The sequence below is a fragment of the Pseudomonas purpurea genome (assembly GCF_039908635.1).
Lineage (GTDB): Bacteria > Pseudomonadota > Gammaproteobacteria > Pseudomonadales > Pseudomonadaceae > Aquipseudomonas > Aquipseudomonas purpurea.
The window spans coordinates 178,752-194,206 of the sequence record NZ_CP150918.1 but is presented as its reverse complement, the minus strand read 5'-3'; the positions used below and the strand labels follow the sequence as shown (position 1 = coordinate 194,206).

The 15,455-nt window shown below is 60.9% G+C and carries 18 protein-coding genes and 1 pseudogene; 4 read left to right on the top strand and 15 right to left on the bottom strand.

What is annotated here, in order from left to right:
- Window positions 1-2: 2 nt before the first annotated feature.
- From AABM54_RS00870 to AABM54_RS00840, 7 genes and pseudogenes are all read right to left on the bottom strand, one after another.
- A complete protein-coding gene (locus AABM54_RS00870; RefSeq protein ID WP_347903119.1) occupies window positions 3-638 on the bottom strand; it encodes an NADH:ubiquinone oxidoreductase subunit N in 636 nt (211 codons plus the stop codon).
- An 83-nt stretch (window positions 639-721) separates the two neighbouring features.
- Window positions 722-2,171: pseudogene (locus AABM54_RS00865) on the bottom strand (efflux transporter outer membrane subunit).
- A complete protein-coding gene (locus tag AABM54_RS00860; protein WP_347903118.1) occupies window positions 2,168-3,043 on the bottom strand; it encodes an HlyD family secretion protein in 876 nt (291 codons plus the stop codon). The pseudogene AABM54_RS00865 and the gene AABM54_RS00860 overlap by 4 nt, the downstream one beginning before the upstream one ends.
- On the bottom strand, window positions 3,040-3,249 hold the full coding sequence (locus tag AABM54_RS00855; RefSeq protein WP_093426042.1) for a DUF1656 domain-containing protein: 210 nt from the start codon (window positions 3,247-3,249) through the stop codon (window positions 3,040-3,042). The genes AABM54_RS00860 and AABM54_RS00855 overlap by 4 nt, the downstream gene beginning before the upstream one ends.
- Complete coding sequence (locus AABM54_RS00850; protein ID WP_347903117.1) at window positions 3,246-5,327, bottom strand: FUSC family protein; 2,082 nt, start codon at window positions 5,325-5,327, stop codon at window positions 3,246-3,248. Before AABM54_RS00850 ends, AABM54_RS00855 begins: the two co-directional genes overlap by 4 nt.
- Window positions 5,324-5,752, bottom strand: coding sequence for a MarR family transcriptional regulator (locus AABM54_RS00845; protein WP_347906112.1), 429 nt, complete (start codon window positions 5,750-5,752; stop codon window positions 5,324-5,326). The genes AABM54_RS00850 and AABM54_RS00845 overlap by 4 nt, the downstream gene beginning before the upstream one ends.
- Before the next feature lie 385 nt (window positions 5,753-6,137).
- The gene (locus tag AABM54_RS00840; RefSeq protein ID WP_347903116.1) at window positions 6,138-6,374 is read right to left on the bottom strand and encodes a hypothetical protein; all 237 of its coding nucleotides are present in this window, start codon (window positions 6,372-6,374) and stop codon (window positions 6,138-6,140) included.
- Between AABM54_RS00840 and AABM54_RS00835 the strand changes: the two genes are divergently transcribed.
- Complete coding sequence (locus AABM54_RS00835) at window positions 6,367-6,645, top strand: antitoxin of toxin-antitoxin stability system (RefSeq protein WP_347903115.1); 279 nt, start codon at window positions 6,367-6,369, stop codon at window positions 6,643-6,645. The two genes, AABM54_RS00840 and AABM54_RS00835, sit on opposite strands and share 8 nt — an antisense overlap.
- Window positions 6,642-6,923 (top strand): type II toxin-antitoxin system RelE/ParE family toxin, encoded by a 282-nt coding sequence (locus tag AABM54_RS00830; protein WP_347903113.1) that lies wholly within the window; start codon window positions 6,642-6,644, stop codon window positions 6,921-6,923. Before AABM54_RS00835 ends, AABM54_RS00830 begins: the two co-directional genes overlap by 4 nt.
- Before the next feature lie 39 nt (window positions 6,924-6,962).
- Here AABM54_RS00830 and AABM54_RS00825 read toward each other — a convergent pair whose 3' ends face one another.
- From AABM54_RS00825 to AABM54_RS00810, 4 genes are all read right to left on the bottom strand, one after another.
- A complete protein-coding gene (locus tag AABM54_RS00825; protein ID WP_347903112.1) occupies window positions 6,963-7,241 on the bottom strand; it encodes a hypothetical protein in 279 nt (92 codons plus the stop codon).
- 329 nt (window positions 7,242-7,570) lie between these two features.
- Window positions 7,571-9,046 (bottom strand): Fic family protein, encoded by a 1,476-nt coding sequence (locus AABM54_RS00820; protein ID WP_347906111.1) that lies wholly within the window; start codon window positions 9,044-9,046, stop codon window positions 7,571-7,573.
- Between the two features lie 99 nt (window positions 9,047-9,145).
- The gene (locus tag AABM54_RS00815) at window positions 9,146-9,391 is read right to left on the bottom strand and encodes a DUF2789 domain-containing protein (protein WP_019691148.1); all 246 of its coding nucleotides are present in this window, start codon (window positions 9,389-9,391) and stop codon (window positions 9,146-9,148) included.
- Between the two features lie 98 nt (window positions 9,392-9,489).
- Complete coding sequence (locus tag AABM54_RS00810) at window positions 9,490-9,951, bottom strand: YbaK/EbsC family protein (RefSeq protein WP_347903111.1); 462 nt, start codon at window positions 9,949-9,951, stop codon at window positions 9,490-9,492.
- A 216-nt stretch (window positions 9,952-10,167) separates the two neighbouring features.
- Here AABM54_RS00810 and AABM54_RS00805 point away from each other — a divergent pair, with 216 nt between their 5' ends.
- Both AABM54_RS00805 and AABM54_RS00800 read left to right on the top strand, forming a co-directional pair.
- Entirely contained in the window at window positions 10,168-10,707 is a 540-nt protein-coding gene (locus AABM54_RS00805; RefSeq protein WP_347903110.1) for an NfeD family protein, read from the top strand.
- Complete coding sequence (locus AABM54_RS00800) at window positions 10,707-11,468, top strand: slipin family protein (protein WP_347906110.1); 762 nt, start codon at window positions 10,707-10,709, stop codon at window positions 11,466-11,468. Before AABM54_RS00805 ends, AABM54_RS00800 begins: the two co-directional genes overlap by 1 nt.
- 101 nt (window positions 11,469-11,569) lie before the next feature.
- Here the strand turns inward: AABM54_RS00800 and AABM54_RS00795 are convergent, their stop codons facing one another.
- From AABM54_RS00795 to AABM54_RS00780, 4 genes are read right to left on the bottom strand one after another with little or no spacing between them, the layout of a single operon-like run.
- The gene (locus tag AABM54_RS00795; protein WP_347903109.1) at window positions 11,570-12,559 is read right to left on the bottom strand and encodes a sulfotransferase family protein; all 990 of its coding nucleotides are present in this window, start codon (window positions 12,557-12,559) and stop codon (window positions 11,570-11,572) included.
- On the bottom strand, window positions 12,547-13,338 hold the full coding sequence (locus AABM54_RS00790) for an aspartyl/asparaginyl beta-hydroxylase domain-containing protein (protein ID WP_347906109.1): 792 nt from the start codon (window positions 13,336-13,338) through the stop codon (window positions 12,547-12,549). The genes AABM54_RS00795 and AABM54_RS00790 overlap by 13 nt, the downstream gene beginning before the upstream one ends.
- On the bottom strand, window positions 13,335-13,940 hold the full coding sequence (gene cysC / locus AABM54_RS00785; protein ID WP_347903108.1) for an adenylyl-sulfate kinase: 606 nt from the start codon (window positions 13,938-13,940) through the stop codon (window positions 13,335-13,337). Before cysC ends, AABM54_RS00790 begins: the two co-directional genes overlap by 4 nt.
- On the bottom strand, window positions 13,924-15,438 hold the full coding sequence (locus tag AABM54_RS00780) for a TolC family protein (protein ID WP_347903107.1): 1,515 nt from the start codon (window positions 15,436-15,438) through the stop codon (window positions 13,924-13,926). The genes cysC and AABM54_RS00780 overlap by 17 nt, the downstream gene beginning before the upstream one ends.
- Between the last annotated feature and the right edge of the window lie 17 nt (window positions 15,439-15,455).

Sequence of the window (15,455 nt, the reverse complement as noted above, 5' to 3'; positions counted from 1 at the left end):
GCTCACGAATACTGCACCTCGATCTCGTCCAGTTGATGGTCGAAACTCTTGAGCCGCGCGGTCCACGTGTAGACCAGCACTTCAAAGTCCCGGTTGATCACCGTTCCGTTGGGTGATTCGGAGCGCGGGTCGCAGAAGTCCAGTTGATAGCGCTCGCGGGCCATGGCGTTGGCCACGTCGCTGAGTTCACGGGCGTTGTTGAGCCAGTGCCAGCCTTCTTCGGTGACTTGCTTGTCGAGGGCCAGGCATCGGGTTTTCAGGGTTTCGAGGCTTTTTTCCAGCGGGGTGCCAGTGAGTTCGCCCATCACTTCCTGAAAGGTACGGCCCGGCTGCCAGTAACTGCCCCAGAAGTAGCGATCAAACACGGTTTCAACCCGGCGCAAGGCCACTTTGGTGTCCCAGATCATCACCAGGGTCTTGCCTTGTTCAAGATGCTTGCGCTTGATGCGCTGGCCCTGGAACGAAGCCCAGGCCACGACCATGATCGACATCACACCGATCAGCGCGCTCGCGCTGTCGAGAAAGACCAGAGCCTTGTCAATCTGATGGGTCAGCATGACGCCGTAGAAATAAGTCGCCGAGAGCAGCACCAGCGCGGCAATTGCGCACCAGAAACCAGGAGCATAAGGGTTTTTCATTATTGGAATCCCCATCGCCAACGCGAGCCTTGATTGCCGGGTTCACCCGCGCGAACCCAACACTTCAAAGCATAGCAATGGCCTCAGGGTTTCGTCGGCGACAAGCCTTGCGTTCGTCCGCTTTCCCACCCACCACCGAGCGCCAGGAACAAGTCGATCTGGCTCATGGCGACCTGGGTATTGGCCGACGCCAGTTGCGCCAGGACGTCGGTGTAGGTGCGCGTGGCTTGCAAGTCGGCCAGGAAGGAGGCGCGGCCAGCCTGGAAGAAGCGGTGCGTCTGGTCTGCCGCCTGTTGCGCCGACTGCCTGGCATCCGCCAATGCGTCGCGCCGCTGCAACAGCGCCGAGTATTGCGCCAGGCCGGTCTGGGTTTCGCGAATCGCGTTGAGCACCACCCCGTCAAAATGCGCCAACGCACCTTGGGTCTCGGCTTCGGCCTCGCGTACCCGCGCCCGGGCGCCGTTGGACGGCACGGTCCAGGTCAGCAACGGGCCGAAGCCCCAACGATTGGTCTGCGACTGGCCGAGGTGATCAAGAAGACCGACCGTGCCGACGGTCGCGCCGATGCTGATGTCCGGGTACAACTGACCGGTGGCGACCCCGATTTCAGCCGTCGCGGCCGCCAACCGGCGCTCGGCCTGACGCACGTCCGGGCGACGCTTGAGCAGCGTGGCGCCGTCACCGACCGGCAACAATTGCGCAATCTTGGGCAGCTCGTTGCAACTGCCGGTGCCGGCAGGCAGTTGATCCACCGGTTTGGCCAGCAGCATCGACAAGCGGAACAACCCGGCCTGCCGCGACGCTTCATAACGCGGCATGTCGGCGCGCAAGGATTTGAACTGGGTTTGCGAACGCGTGACCTGGGTTTCGTCGCCGCGTCCGGCATCGCGCAGGCGCTGGATGAGCGCGGTGCTCTGGCCTTGCAGGTCCAGCGAGTGCTCGGCGATTTCCCGCTCTTCGTTGGCCGCACACACTTGGGTGTAGGCCCGCACGACGTCGGCGACCACGGTGATGCGCGCGGTGTCGGAGGCCGCTTGGGTTGCGTCGGCGCTGGCCTTGGCCGCTTCGATGCCGCGCTGCAAGGTGCCGAACAAGTCGAACTGATAGGACGTGGTGAAGGCAATATCACCGACATTGGCCACCGGGACTTTTTCCGGCAGCAAAAACGCTTCGCCGGACTCCTGCAAACGCTGTGCACCCAGCTTCACGCCGCCGCTCCAGCCGCCTGCGGATTCGGCTTCTTCGACCTGATAACGGGCACGAGAGAGGTTGGCCGCCGCCACCCGCAAATCGGTGTTCGACGCCAGGGCCTGGCGCACCAACTCCTCCAGACGCGGGTCCTGGTACAAGCGCCACCAGTCGCCCGGCACCGGCGCGGAAACCACGTTCTGGTTGCGTGCAGTCAGTTCGCCCTGAAAGTCATCGCGGTGTACCGCGGCCTCCTTGGGCAACTGGTAATCCGGGCCGACCGCCTGACAGGGCCGACAGCAGCAGGCCAAGGCCCACCGAGGTTAAACCGGCGACCGCTTTCATTGCGCCGGCTCCTCGATGATCGACACGGTCGCAGTACGCCCAGCGATCATGCGGAAATCTGCCGGCACATCGTCAAAGGCAATGCGCACCGGAATCCGCTGGGCCAAGCGTACCCAACTGAACGCCGGGTTCACGTTGGGCAGCAGGTTGGAACCGCTGCTGCGGTCGCGGTCTTCGATGCCGGCGACGATGCTTTCAACATGCCCGCGCAATCGCGCACGGTCACCGATCACGCGGATATCGACGCTCTGGCCGACATGAATACCGTTGAGTTTGGTCTCTTCGAAATAGCCGTCGATGTGAAAGGACGTGCTGTCCACCACCGACAACACCGGGCGACCGGCGGTGACAAACTCCTGAGCCCGCGGCGCACGGTCGTTGACGTAACCGTCCACCGGGCTGCGAATCACCGAGCGATCAAGGTTCAACTGGGCGCTGTCCACCGCCACCTGGGCTTCCATCAACGCCACCTCGGCGCGGGCCACGCGAGACTGGCTTTCTTCCAGTTGCTCGCCCGGCACCAGATTGCCCAGGCCACGGTTTCGCTTGGCTTCCCGCTGGGCCTGCGCCAGGGTTTCCTGACGGTCGGCGACCGACGCCTTGGCCTGACGCAAGGCCAGTTTGAAGCGGTCCTGATCAATGCTGAACAGCACCTGGCCGCGTTTTACCCACTGGTTGTCGCGCACTTCGACTTGCTGGATCAGCCCGGAAACATCCGGGGCGATCTGCACAATGTCGGCCCGAATGTGCCCGTCCCGGGTCCACGGCGCGAACATGTAATACATCACCATGCGCCAGACCACGAAACAGGCCAGCGTCACGATCAGCAGGGTCAACACCACACGACCAAGGGTCAAAACAGGTTTTTTCATGTCATCAGGTATCGACTGAGTGAGTCCACGGCGCCAAGCAGCAAGGCGTAGAGACCCACGTTGAACAACGCCCGGTGCCAGACCAGGCGATAAAAGTGCAGGCGCGTCAGCACCCCGTGCACCAGCAGGTACAACACGTACGTAATGCCCATCAGCACCAGCAAGGTAGGCAGGAACACCCCGCTGACGTCCAGATCACCGATCATAAAGGCGCTCCATCAATGCCATGTGGAAGCAGCTCTTCAACCTCGCTGCCACCGATGAATTCCACGCCGGGCAACAACGCCAGTCGCAGACCGGCGAGGGCGTGCAGAAGGTTCAGGCGGGTATCATCGTCACCTTGCAGGGCTTGGCCATTGAGCGCGCGGCGAGTGCGATCCATGGTCATCAGCAACGGTGCCGGCGCCGGCAAGCGTTCGCCAGCCTTGAGGCAAGCCTTGAAGTACTCGCCGACCTCGGCCACCACCTGACGCAACAACACGTTTGGCACGCCCGACACCCGCGGCGCGTACGCCAGCAAGTCAAGCAGGTTCAGCGCCGCCCGCACTTCGCGCAACGCGATGCCGGTGTCCTGGCCGGTCATGGCCAGCCGCGGCAAATGCTGCATCAGTCGGTCAAGCATCTGCACGCCCAACTGCCGGTGTTCGGCGAGGTTGGCCGGCTCGGTCATGCCGACGATGTCGCGCCAGCTGAAACGGGTCAGGCGCTTGGCCGCCAGCTCTGAGCCGAACGGGCGCGCTACCAGGGTCCAGACGAAGGCAAACAACAGCCCGATAGGCCCGGCGAGGTTGGAATTGACGAAGTTCAGGAAGTCCGCGTCGTAAACGCCCTGAAGGCTGATAAACGATGAGGTGTTGACGATGGTCAGCAGCATGCCGAGGTAAAAGGCAGGCTGTACCGTCAGGGTGCCTACGCAGATGTAGGGCACGGCGAACGCCAGCACCAGCATCGGGAAATCATGCAGGTTCGGCAGGATCAGAAACAAATAAAGGCTGGCGAACAGCACCGACAGTGCGGTCCAGAAAAAGAACCGGTAAATCTGCGGCGCCGGGTCGTCCATCGCCGCAAAGAAGCTGCACGCCACCGCCGCCAGAATCACCGCGCTGCCGCCATCGCTCCAGCCGAGCAGAATCCACAGCACCGAGGCGACGATGATTGCCAGCACCGTCGACGTCGCCGAGTAGAGCATCAACCCACGGTCGAGAAACGGCGTCAGCCGACCCAGCCGCCAATGGCGGTAAACGGCGCGCCAGTTGTCCTGGCTTTCGCAGTGAATCGCCGCTTGCAGGCTGCGCAGGTCTTGCCACAAATCGATCCATTCGCCGAGGCGATACAACGCGTTGGAAAACAGCAGTTGCTTGCGATCATCCAGCGCCTCAGCGCTTGGTTGCAGGGCTTCGAGCTGGTTGCGCAGGGCTTGCCAGCGTTCGATGTTTGCGTCGGTACTGTCGAGCCATTGCAGCGCCGCGCTCAGCAGCGGCGCAAATTTATCCACAAGCTCGGGGGTGCGGCGCTGCAAGGCGTAGAGCGCATCGTCCAGCGCATCCACCACCGGCAGCAGGTGAATCATCCGCCCGCGCAGCTCTTTGGTATTGCGCACGGTTTGCGGTCGGGCGCCTTCGTGAGGCAACTGGCCGATCATCACTTCAAGGGAGTTGAAGGTCGCGACCATCGAAGCACGCAAGGCACTGACTTCTTCAGGCTTTACATCGCGGGTCAGGAAACGTTGGCTGTAAGTCACTGCGGCACCGAACCACTTGCTCACCGCATCATCGAACACCGGCGCCAGCCGCCGTGGCCAGAACAGGCTGCCGACCACCGCCGCGCAGACGATACCGAGGAAGATTTCTTCGGTTCGCGCCTCCGCCACATCCCATATCGCCAACGGGTTATCCACCACCGGCAGGGCGATCAGCGGCAAGGTGTAACCGGCGAGCATCAGCGCGTAGCTGTTGGCCGTGCGCAGGTGCATCGACAAAAACAGCAGGATGCCGGTCCACAACGCAATGACCACCACCAGCACATACGGGCTCTGGACGAACATCGGCACAAACAGCAACGCCGCGGCCGCCCCGGTCAAGGTGCCGATGGCGCGGTACAAGGCCTTGGAACTGGTCGGCCCGACGAACGGGCTGGAAACGATGTACACCGTGGCCATCGCCCAATACGGACGCGGCATTTGCATGAGCATGGCGATGTACAGCGCGATCATCGACGCGGCGAAGGTGCGCACGCCGTAAAACCAGTCGCGGGCCGGCGGCACTCCGCAAAAGAACCCTTTCAAGACGGGCCCACCGGCTCGTGTTCGGCACCCTCGAATGCACGAATCACCCGCAGCGCGGCTTCCAGATCCGCCGCGGCGATGCCTTCCAGCACGCCACGGCGCAGTCGCACCAATTCAGCTTCCACCGCCTGCACCAACTCGCGACCGCTGTCGGTCAGGCTCAGGCACTTGGCGCGACGATCAAGAGGATCTTCAGTGCGGCAAACATACCCGGCCTGACACAGCTGATCGAGCAGCCGCACCAGCGAAGGGCTCTCCATTCCCGCCGCGTGCGCCACCGTCACCTGCCGCACACCCTCGCCCAAACGCCCGATCATCAACAACGGGGCGGCGCAGGCTTCGGAAATACCAAAGTTGACCAGCGTGGTCTGGCAGATCTTCCGCCAATGCCGCGCGGCCACCACCATGGTACTGCTGATGTTCATCTGAAGGGCGTCGAGGGTCTGGGACACGAGGGAATTCGCACACTGTTAGTTTGCTAACTATCAATATCGCACTGGAGGGGAAATTCAGTCAAGTTTTGAAACAAATTAGTGTAGTGCGCAAACCTGTGGCGAGGGGGGGGTTGTCCTGATGCCGGTAAATTAACGGAGATCTATCGCCTGGTGATCCATTGTGGCGAGGGAGCTTGCTCCCGCCCGGCCGCGAAGCGGTCGTAATCCGGCCATCGCGTTCCATCTGAATACTCGCGGTGGCTGATTTCAGGGTCGCTTCGCAACCCAGCGGGAGCAAGCTCCCTCGCCACAGGTTTGGTGCTCGCCGCTGGAGCAGGATGCTCCACGTTCAGTCTGAAGCTGACACGGAGCATCGTTATCGCATCAGCTCGCTTGCGCCGCCTGTTTCGCCAAGCGGTGTTGCACACTCTTCCATCAAATCCAGCCCATCGCGCAATGACACATACGCGGCATTGATCAGGCGGTAGAAGTCTTTGTCGTTGAGATCGCGAATTCGCCCGCTCGTCGCGGCAACATCTGGGCTGTGATGAATACATACTGAAGATGTATATACTTTTTCAGTACTCAACCCCGGAAAGCAGATCATGTCCAAACAAGCCGTCTTTACGATGAAACTTGAACCCGAGCTGCGCGAACAGTTCATGGCTGAAGCAGAAGCCTCTCATCGGCCAGCGTCGCAAATTGTCCGGGAAATGATGCGGCAGTTTGTTCAAACACAACGGGAATCGCGTGAGTACGAGGCATTTTTGCAACGTAAAGTCGATATCGCACGAGTCTCCATGCGGGCAGGCGAAGGCCTGACAAACGATGAAGTAGAAGCCGAATTTGCTGCCAAGCGTACTCAAGCAGCCAGACAAGGATGAGGGTAATTTGGACGCCAGCCGCAGCACAGGATCGTGCAAACATTTGGGACTATCTCCACGCCGTAAACCCACGAGCAGCCATCGAGATGGACAACCGATTCAGCGAATCGGTTTCTCGCCTCTCACTCCACCCTGAATGCGGTCCTGTAGGGACAATTTCTGGTACTCACGAATTGATCCCTCATCAAAGTTACCGACTGGTCTATCAACTGGATCAGGGAACCGCTTGGATACTCGCCTTGGTCCATACCTCGCGCCAATGGCCTCTTGAGAAATGAACATTCCCGCGCCTTGCGCGGGAACGCATTGCAGCAACCTTAACTCGCTTGCGCCGCCTGTTTCGCCAAGCGGTGTTGCAACTCTTCCATCAAGTCCAGCCCATCGCGCAATGACACATACGCGGCATTGATCAGGCGGTAGAAGTCTTTGTCGTTGAGATCGCGAAGGGTGATCGAGGTGAGGGTTTCCAGCAGATCGGTGCCGATACGCACACGGCTACAGGCGGTTTCGTGGAGGAAGTGGGTCGGCGCGAGGATGTTGTAGGCCAGAACGCAGACGGGGGTTGGGTTGGTGCTCAGCGGTCGATATGGGTGCATGGGTAGCTCTCAAAAAAGTAGTTTTTTGAAGCCATCACTCATCGTCGCCAAACGAAAAGGGGTGGCAGCTGTACGCAGGTTGGCGAACCGGTCCATACCCCAAACCCGGCAGACCCGAAGGTCTCCCACGCACAGCCGCCATAAAGCATCTCACCTCGACCGATAATGTCGAGGCGCAAGAATACTGGACGCTGAAGCGCTGGGTTATGAAGTAGGATCGCCAAATCCTGTCGCCGATGTGCGGCGACGTGGCGAACTATAGGGGTGCGATTAGGGCTTCGCAACCGACCGGGCGAGCTTCGGAACTTTCCTCGGGCTTTCGGGCCCTTTCATACATCGGCCAGCAGTCGCCCCGCTTCGGCCTCAATAAACTCAAACACCACTTCCGGCACGCTGTACTGAAACTGTTTGCGCCGATGCTTGGAAACCTTGCCCTCGTTGTCCAGGCACATCATTGCCAGTTTCGACAGGTCGCTGCCGCGTACGTCATAACGCTGGTTCACCGCTTTGACGATGCGGTCATAGCGATCGAGGAATTCGGTTTCTGCGCGCAATTCGACTTCGAGGGCGCGGCGGGCCATTTGCAGGGTGAATTCGACGCAGCGGGTGGCGTCCCAGAAGCGGTAAATCGAGGGATGGCCGATGAACTCGAAGGCCATTTGGTCGGCGTCCAGCCAGGTGACATTCCAGAAATCACGGGCCGGTTGCGAAAAGTCCTTGAGGGCGGCCAGGTAGTTAGGCTCTTCGTGTTTCATGGCGACGGAAACCGGCAGCAGCAGGCCGTTTTCCAGAGCGCCGGAATGACACAGGGTCTGGTGGATCAGAAAGCGTGAAAGTCGACCGTTGCCGTCCATGAACGGATGGAGAAAGACGAAACCAAACGCGGTTACAGCGGCGGCCACCAATGGATCGACCTTTCGCGACGACTGATTGGCGAACGTCATCAGTTCGTCCATCAACTCACGGCACAGGTCCGGTTCAGGCGGGATATAGCTAACTCCGGCGGCACCGCGCAGGCCGTTATGCAGATGGTTTTGTTCATGGCGAAACAACGCAGCTTTATCGAAAGGATTGGAGACCGTGCTGTTCTGCAATTCCACCAGATACTCTTCGCTCAGCTCGCGACCGTCATGGGCCTGGCGCAGTAATTGAACGAAACGTCGGGACTTTTCATCGCTGGGTTCTTCCCTCTCGATGGCAAAGGAATCACGGGTTTCGTGGAGATACGCCCAGTTGATGGCGCGGTCCATCATCTCTGCTGGCAACGTTGCCATGAAGGTTTTGGCGCGACCGAGGATGTCGAGGCTGAGCAGAGCTTCAAGCTCGGAAGTCCGCTCAACAACGGCGCAATAGCGAAGGGAGCCAAGACCATTAAACTCGATACGCCAGCGCGCATTTCTAACGGTGGGGCCAGTGATATACCGTGCAGGATCAAACAGCGGTGAAAATCGGCTATTCACAGACGTTTCGTAGTCGAGTCGCCGGTGGGTTAAACCTTCCCAGAGATAGCAGGCTTTTCGAACGAATACACCGTTCGGGGCCTTCGCTAGCTCCTGAAGCAACTCTTCAGCAGGCACAGACTCAAGCGCTTGCGCCAGAATGGCTAGGTTGATGCCTTCATGCTTGAGCGCAAAGAATATGTGCTCAAGGGTCGAGTCGCTTGCAGGTGCAACTGACTGTGGAACAGCCAGGCAATCTCCGATCATGGATACGCGGGTGACGGGTTTGATCATCGCCACACGCGTAGGCGCAATGGCTTTGAGTCTTAAGGCATCATGCAGGTAGGCGTATCCAACCAAGGGCATCGTGCGCATCCACAGAAAAAGTTCAGAAACCCGATTAAAGCCCAGTTTTTTTCATCGCTCATCAGTTTTTTGCACGATTTGCCGTTTCTCCTCAGATTTTTACACCCCCCGCCCCTTCCGCAGCAGCACATCCAGTTGATCCACCACCTCCGCCCAATCGGAATCGTCGAGGATGTCTTCACGCAGGAAGTCCGCCTGGCTTTTGGTCCAGAAAAACGCGTCGGCCAAGTGCAGTTCGGGCTTTAACGGTGAGTGGGTGGCGATGAATTTGTCGATGCTTTCGGCATCGTCGGGCAGGCCGAGTTGCTTGAACAGGTTGGGGAGGCTATGGGTCGGTGATTCCATGGGAGCTGGTTCCTGAGGTGTCTTGGGGAAGGGCGGGGACTGCTGTGCAGTCCATCGCGGGCAAGCCACGCTCCCACAGTGGGAGCGTGGCCATCAGGTTAATGACTCACTTCGCACACTTCGGCATGCGGCACCATTTTCAGGTACTGGTCCATGCTCATGTGGACGAGGTTGTTGTGGTTGCCGGCTTCGACGTAGATCTCTTTTTGACGGGTCAACATCGGGTCGATGACCATGTCCAGGCCGTAAGATTCGCCCAGGGCCGGCACGGCGCCGCGTTCGCAGTCGTTGAACAGATGGGCCAGGGTGCTTTCGCGGGTGACTTGCCATTCGCCGCTGCCGCGCACTTTGGTCAGGTCCAGATGCCGGCTGGCCGGCAACACGGCCATCAGGTAGTGGCCGTGGTGGTCGTCGAGGATCACCGATTTCGCCACGCGTTCAGCAGGAATGCCCGCCACCCTGGCGGTTTCCAGGCTGCTGGCCGAATGCGGGTGAGTCACCACGTCAAATTCGCAGCGCGCCTCTTCCAGGCTGCGCTGCACGGTTCTTGCCATACGCATGATGCACCTCGGTGTCCGCAAAAACGGCTGGCGGACAATGATTAAACGGCTTGGTCTCACTACAAAGTCTAGGCCCGATGCCGGGCGGCGACGAAAAATCTGCCCACTGGAAGTGTCGACTACAACTGATCAAAATTCGTTCAACTCCAAGCTCAACTAGACTGTAAACAGGGCCGCCGTGTGGCTCGCAAACGGATGGCTCTCCTGGAGGGTCAAGTGAACATTCGTGAGTGGTGTTGTGCAGTTGCGCTGTTGTTGGGGCTGAGCGGATCGGTAGTCGCCGCAGACACGCTTGTGTTCTTGGTCCCCAACCCGCTCGGCGTCTGGCTGATGATGTTTGGTATCACGTTTCTCGTGGCCGAGGCGGTGCTGCCCAATTACGGCGTGATCGGGCTGGGCGGCATTTTGATGTTCGTGATCGGTGCAATCATTTTGAGCAACGCCGACATCCCCGCACCTCTGCTCATCGGACTTTCGCTGGTCAGCGCGCTGTTGTTGATCGCGTTGCTGATCCATGCCCTGAAAACCCGACCGCGCCAGACTGTCAGCGGCGATGCTGGGTTAGTCGGCAGCGTGACGGCGGTAACGGCGTTGCAGGCCGGCAGTGCCTGTTACGGCTGGGTGCATTTGCAAGGCGAGCGTTGGCAGGTACGGAGTGCCACACCGCTGCAACCGGGGCAACAGGTACGGGTGGTGGCGCGCAAGGGAACGCTGCTGGAAGTGGCCGCGGCTGACGCGGCGCCGCAAGGAGAATGATCATGGGCCTGCAAGTGGGTTTTGCCGCGCTGTTGGTGCTGGTGATTGCGCTGGCATCGTCGACCTTCCGCATCCTGCGCGAATACGAGCGCGGGGTGGTGTTCCAGCTTGGGCGCTTCTGGCAGGTCAAGGGCCCGGGGCTGATCCTGTTGATTCCGGTGGTCCAGCAAATGGTTCGGGTCGATCTGCGCACCGTGGTGCTCGATGTCCCGCCGCAAGACGTGATCACCCGCGACAACGTCTCGGTGAAGGTCAACGCGGTGCTGTACTTCCGTGTGCTTGACCCGCAAAAAGCGATCATCCAGGTCGAAGATTTCCTCATGGCCACCAGCCAACTGGCGCAAACCACTTTGCGGGCGGTGCTCGGTAAACATGAGTTGGACGAATTGCTGGCCGAACGCGAGCGCTTGAACTTCGACGTCCAGCAAGTGCTGGACGCCCAGACGGATGCTTGGGGCATCAAAGTCGCCAACGTCGAAATCAAACACGTCGACCTCAACGAATCGATGATCCGTGCCATCGCCAAACAGGCCGAAGCCGAACGCGAACGGCGGGCGAAGGTGATCCACGCCGAAGGTGAATTGCAAGCCTCGGAAAAACTCATGCAAGCCGCCGAAATGCTCGGTCGCCAGCCCGGTGCCATGCAATTGCGCTACATGCAGACCCTGAGTTCGATTGCCGGGGACAAGAGTTCGACGATTGTCTTTCCGTTGCCGATCGAATTGCTCAAGGGCATGGCGGATTTGTCATCGAAAAATTGAGCGATTGATTCACCTGTGGCGAGGGTGCTTGCTCCCGTTCGGCGGCGAAGCCGTCGCCATTCAGCCAATGCGGTGTGCCTGGAAAAATACCGTCGCCGGATTCAGGGCCGCTCCGCAGCCCAGCGGGAGCAAGCTCCCTCGCCACAAGAAGCAGTTCGCCAGTGTTCCAGTGCTTCATAAGGTCCACGCGTCCAGAACTCGACGTGTTCTCTGAGCAGCGCCGAGGCTTCTCCTTGCTTGTCTTCGCCGTCGGCCACAAACGTTTCGTTCGGTTGCTTGGCGTGCTGATTGACGGCCCGGAACACCTGGGCCCGCTGCTCGCGGTCCAACTCGAAGAATTGCCCGAGGCGCTCGCCCATCGCGCCCGGCAACTCACGATAATTGACTGCCAGACCGGCAAATTCGCGGCAATGTTCAAGCGCCAGGTGCAGCAATCGGCCCAGGCGTCGGGCGATGAAGTCTTCTTGCCCTTCAAACGCCGCCCCATCGTCCAATACGCTCGCGCCGATCAGCCCCGGCACCATGTGCATGCCCGGCCGGCGCAGATGCGAGACAGCGATTTCCAATGGGTCGCGGTAAACAAACAACCAGGGTGTGTCAGGAAAACACTCGCGCAACAACGCCTGCTCACCGAGGTTCCAGGCGTCCAGTTTGATCACCAACCGTTGCTCCATGCCTCGCCGTCGCTGGCCGTACGCCGAGAACAGGCCGCGAATGGCGGCGTTACGTTCCAAAGCCGGCAAACCACTGCGCAGCAAGGCATCCAGCGGCGGCGGTTCAGAGATGACGATGTGGTTGTCGAGTTGCGCGAGCATCTGGCCGATCAGCGTCGAGCCACAGCGCGAAGCGTGAAAAATGAACGCGCTTGGCGTCAACCCTGGGCTGATCGTCTGCCAGACACTCAACACCCGCAGCGGTGTTTGACGGCGAAAGGCCTGATTGAACGGCAGGCGCAGCGCCTCCTCCACCGCGTCGCGGAAAAACGGCTGGTGCAACGGCTGATCACCGAACCAGCACCAATCGACCCACCACTCACCGGCCTGTTGCCAGAGGCGAATCGGCAGCCAGCCGTCGAGGTTCAGGCGCTCCATTGTTCGTTCCACTGACGCCGGCCAGTGCGCATCGCGGCACGCAGCTCTTCACGGGAAAACGCCAGGCCACGCTCGGCGGCCAGCGTCAGGGTGGTGGCGATAAAAGCTTCGCTGTCGGTCACGCCTTGCAAGGTCTGGCACAGCTGTGGATCGCGCTCCAGCAGGCGTCGAAACTGCGCCAGCGCTTGCGCCGCGTGGCCAGCACCCGGCTCCGGCGTGGTGGCCGCGCCCTCGATAATCGCCTGCTCCAGCCAGGCACCGGGTCGGCAATCGATCACCAGGTGCACCCGCTCGCGGCGGTCGCGATTGTCGACGCTGTGGGGCCGCGACAAGTCGAGAAACCAGCATTCGCCGGCACTCATCGGAATGCGTAAGCCGTCGAGCATGAAATCGACGTCAGGTGGGCTGAGCAAGGGAATGTGTAGCCGCACATCGGCCTCGGCCCCTTCAAGGTCGTAGTCGCGGTGCTCGTGAATGCGACTGCCCGGCCCCAGTTTCAGCAGCCGGGCCGAGACGATGTCCAGAGTTAGATGCTGCAACGCCTGGCGCCAGCGATCATCGAGCAGCCACGGCGCCCGCCGCAGCGGCTCCCCGCGACCGGGGGACAGCTCCGTCAGCGCATCGACCGCACTGATCAGCGCCACGCCGCTCCATTCACCACTGAAGTAGTTGCTGTTGAAATGGCTGTGCCAGTCGCTGTGTTTGATCTGCGCCAGCGCCTGCAACAGCAACGGCAGATGCACCGTCACCGGCAGTCGGGAAAATACCGGCCGGCTCATCGTTTCGGCAGCACTGCGCATTCGCCGAGCCAAGTCAGTAAACGGTCGAGGCAGGCGTCCACCGACAACTTGCCGGTGTCGAGTACCAACGCTGCTGACGCGGGCGGCTCGTAAGGGGCGGACACACCGGTAAACCCCGGCAGTTCACCACTGCGCGCACGGGCGTAATGACCTTTGGGGTCACGCTGCTCGCAGACGTCGAGCGAGGCACTGCACCAGACTTCGCGGTAGTCCTCACCCAGTCGCCGGGCGAAGACTTCGCGCAACTCAACCAACGGCGCAATCATCGCCAGAATCACGATCTGCCCGTTTTCCACCAGCAACGCCGCCACCTCGCTGGCGCGGCGAATGTTTTCCTGGCGATCCTGGTCGGCAAACCCCAGGTCGCGATTAAGCCCGACCCGCAGCCCGTCGCCGTCGAGTACCAGACTTTGCACACCGCGCTCGAACAACACGGCGTGCAGCGCCTGGGCGAGGGTCGACTTGCCGGCTGCCGGCAAACCGGTCAGCAAGATGGCCGCCCCGCGATGACCTTGACGGTCTTCGCGTTGTGCCCGGCTGATGCTGGCCGTGGGCGCCAGCAGATTACTGCGCAGGGACACGGGCCACCGGCACGCTGATGTTGCCCGACGCCCACGCCGACTCGCGACTGGCCAGCGCCGTGGCGATGGACTGTACCTGCGTCGACTGCACTTGATCCGGCAACGGATCAAGCCCGGCGCTGGCGAAAATCTGCCCATACGCGTTACGCAGATCGGCGTACGACAGGTCGCGGCGCAAATCGGCTTTCAGGTTGTTCAACTCGCCCTGAATCAGGTCCAGCTCACCGATGCCCGCAGCCTCATGACGGTTGCGCAACTGGCCGACAATTTGCCCGTCGATGTCCGACAGTTGTTGGTTGGTCTTGAACTGGCGCAGGGCTTCTTGATAGTTGGCCCTGGCCACGTAGAGCTGCGCCAGGATGGCGATCGACATCGCCTGACGCCGCGCTGCCGCGACTTCTTCGCCGGCCTTGGCCACGTCGATGGCCGCCGGGGCGGAAATCACGTTGAACAGGTTCCAGGTGACTTTCACGCCGTAGTCGGCCCAGCTCGAATCCACCAGGAACGAGTTGCTGTCGTAATGCCCGCCTGCCGAGAATTCCAGGCCCGGCAGCAGACGCAGCATGGCTTTGCGGGTTTCGGCGGCGCTGATGCGCGTCTGGTAATCCTGCTCGCGCAGCTCCGGACGGCTGGTGAGGGCTTCCTGTTCCAGCGCGGCGAGGCTGACTTTCAGCTCGGGAATCGGGTAGTCGTCCGGCGTTGCCAGTTTCAGGTCGGTGCCCAGTGGCAGGTTGATCAGGGTCGCCAGTTCGGTCTTGGCCAGGGATAACGCCCGGCGCTGTTCCTGCAACTGACGGGTAGCCTCGATCAGCGAGCGCTGGTAACTCAAGGCCTGTATCGGGTCGCCGATGCGTTGGTCGCTCATGCTCTGGCTGTTGCTCTGGGCTTGCTCGACCCGCGCCATGAGACTGTCGATCTGACCGAGCAGGCGCTCGGCCGCCACGGCGCGCCAATAGGCGGAACGTACGTCCTGAACGATGGTGTTGATGACCTTGCGCCGCCGCTCTTGCACAATCAGGCGCTGGTCGCCCTGCTGCTTGGCGCTGATGTAGCTGACGCCGAAGTCGAGTACGTTCCAGACCATGGTCAGGTCCGCCACGTCACGGTCGCGGTCCTGCGAAGTGGACGGTTCCAGGGACTGGGCGCCGGTACGTACGCTCTGGCTGCTGGAGGCGCTGACGTTGTTACGCCCCACGTAACCGGCGTCCAGCGCCATGCGTGGCAGCATGTCGAAACTGGCGAGGTCGAGTTGTCGCTTGGCCAGCGCCTCTTCCATGATCTTCAACCGGCCTTCGAGGTTGTACTTCACGGCGCGAGCCATGGCCTGGTGCAGGGTCAGCGGGCCGCTGAGCGGCTCCTGCCCCTTGTACATATTCAGCAGATCGGTTCTGCCACGCTGCTCACTGACACTGCGCTCAATCGGATCACTGGTGACGGCGCATCCGCTGACCATCAACGCCAGGAGGCTGGCGCCGAACAACTTCTGACTTTTCTTCATCCCTGTTTCGCCCCTGG

Excerpts from the sequence above, each read along its gene's own strand:
- AABM54_RS00870 (WP_347903119.1), bottom strand. The coding sequence starts at position 638 with ATGAAAAACCCTTATGCTCCTGGTTTCTGGTGCGCAATTGCCGCGCTG.
- AABM54_RS00860 (WP_347903118.1), bottom strand. The coding sequence starts at position 3,043 with ATGAAAAAACCTGTTTTGACCCTTGGTCGTGTGGTGTTGACCCTGCTG.
- AABM54_RS00855 (WP_093426042.1), bottom strand. The coding sequence starts at position 3,249 with ATGATCGGTGATCTGGACGTCAGCGGGGTGTTCCTGCCTACCTTGCTG.
- AABM54_RS00845 (WP_347906112.1), bottom strand. The coding sequence starts at position 5,752 with ATGAACATCAGCAGTACCATGGTGGTGGCCGCGCGGCATTGGCGGAAG.
- AABM54_RS00835 (WP_347903115.1), top strand. The coding sequence starts at position 6,367 with ATGTCCAAACAAGCCGTCTTTACGATGAAACTTGAACCCGAGCTGCGC.
- AABM54_RS00830 (WP_347903113.1), top strand. The coding sequence starts at position 6,642 with ATGAGGGTAATTTGGACGCCAGCCGCAGCACAGGATCGTGCAAACATT.
- AABM54_RS00825 (WP_347903112.1), bottom strand. The coding sequence starts at position 7,241 with ATGCACCCATATCGACCGCTGAGCACCAACCCAACCCCCGTCTGCGTT.
- AABM54_RS00820 (WP_347906111.1), bottom strand. The coding sequence starts at position 9,046 with ATGCCCTTGGTTGGATACGCCTACCTGCATGATGCCTTAAGACTCAAA.
- AABM54_RS00815 (WP_019691148.1), bottom strand. The coding sequence starts at position 9,391 with ATGGAATCACCGACCCATAGCCTCCCCAACCTGTTCAAGCAACTCGGC.
- AABM54_RS00810 (WP_347903111.1), bottom strand. The coding sequence starts at position 9,951 with ATGCGTATGGCAAGAACCGTGCAGCGCAGCCTGGAAGAGGCGCGCTGC.
- AABM54_RS00795 (WP_347903109.1), bottom strand. The coding sequence starts at position 12,559 with ATGGAGCGCCTGAACCTCGACGGCTGGCTGCCGATTCGCCTCTGGCAA.
- AABM54_RS00790 (WP_347906109.1), bottom strand. The coding sequence starts at position 13,338 with ATGAGCCGGCCGGTATTTTCCCGACTGCCGGTGACGGTGCATCTGCCG.
- AABM54_RS00780 (WP_347903107.1), bottom strand. The coding sequence starts at position 15,438 with ATGAAGAAAAGTCAGAAGTTGTTCGGCGCCAGCCTCCTGGCGTTGATG.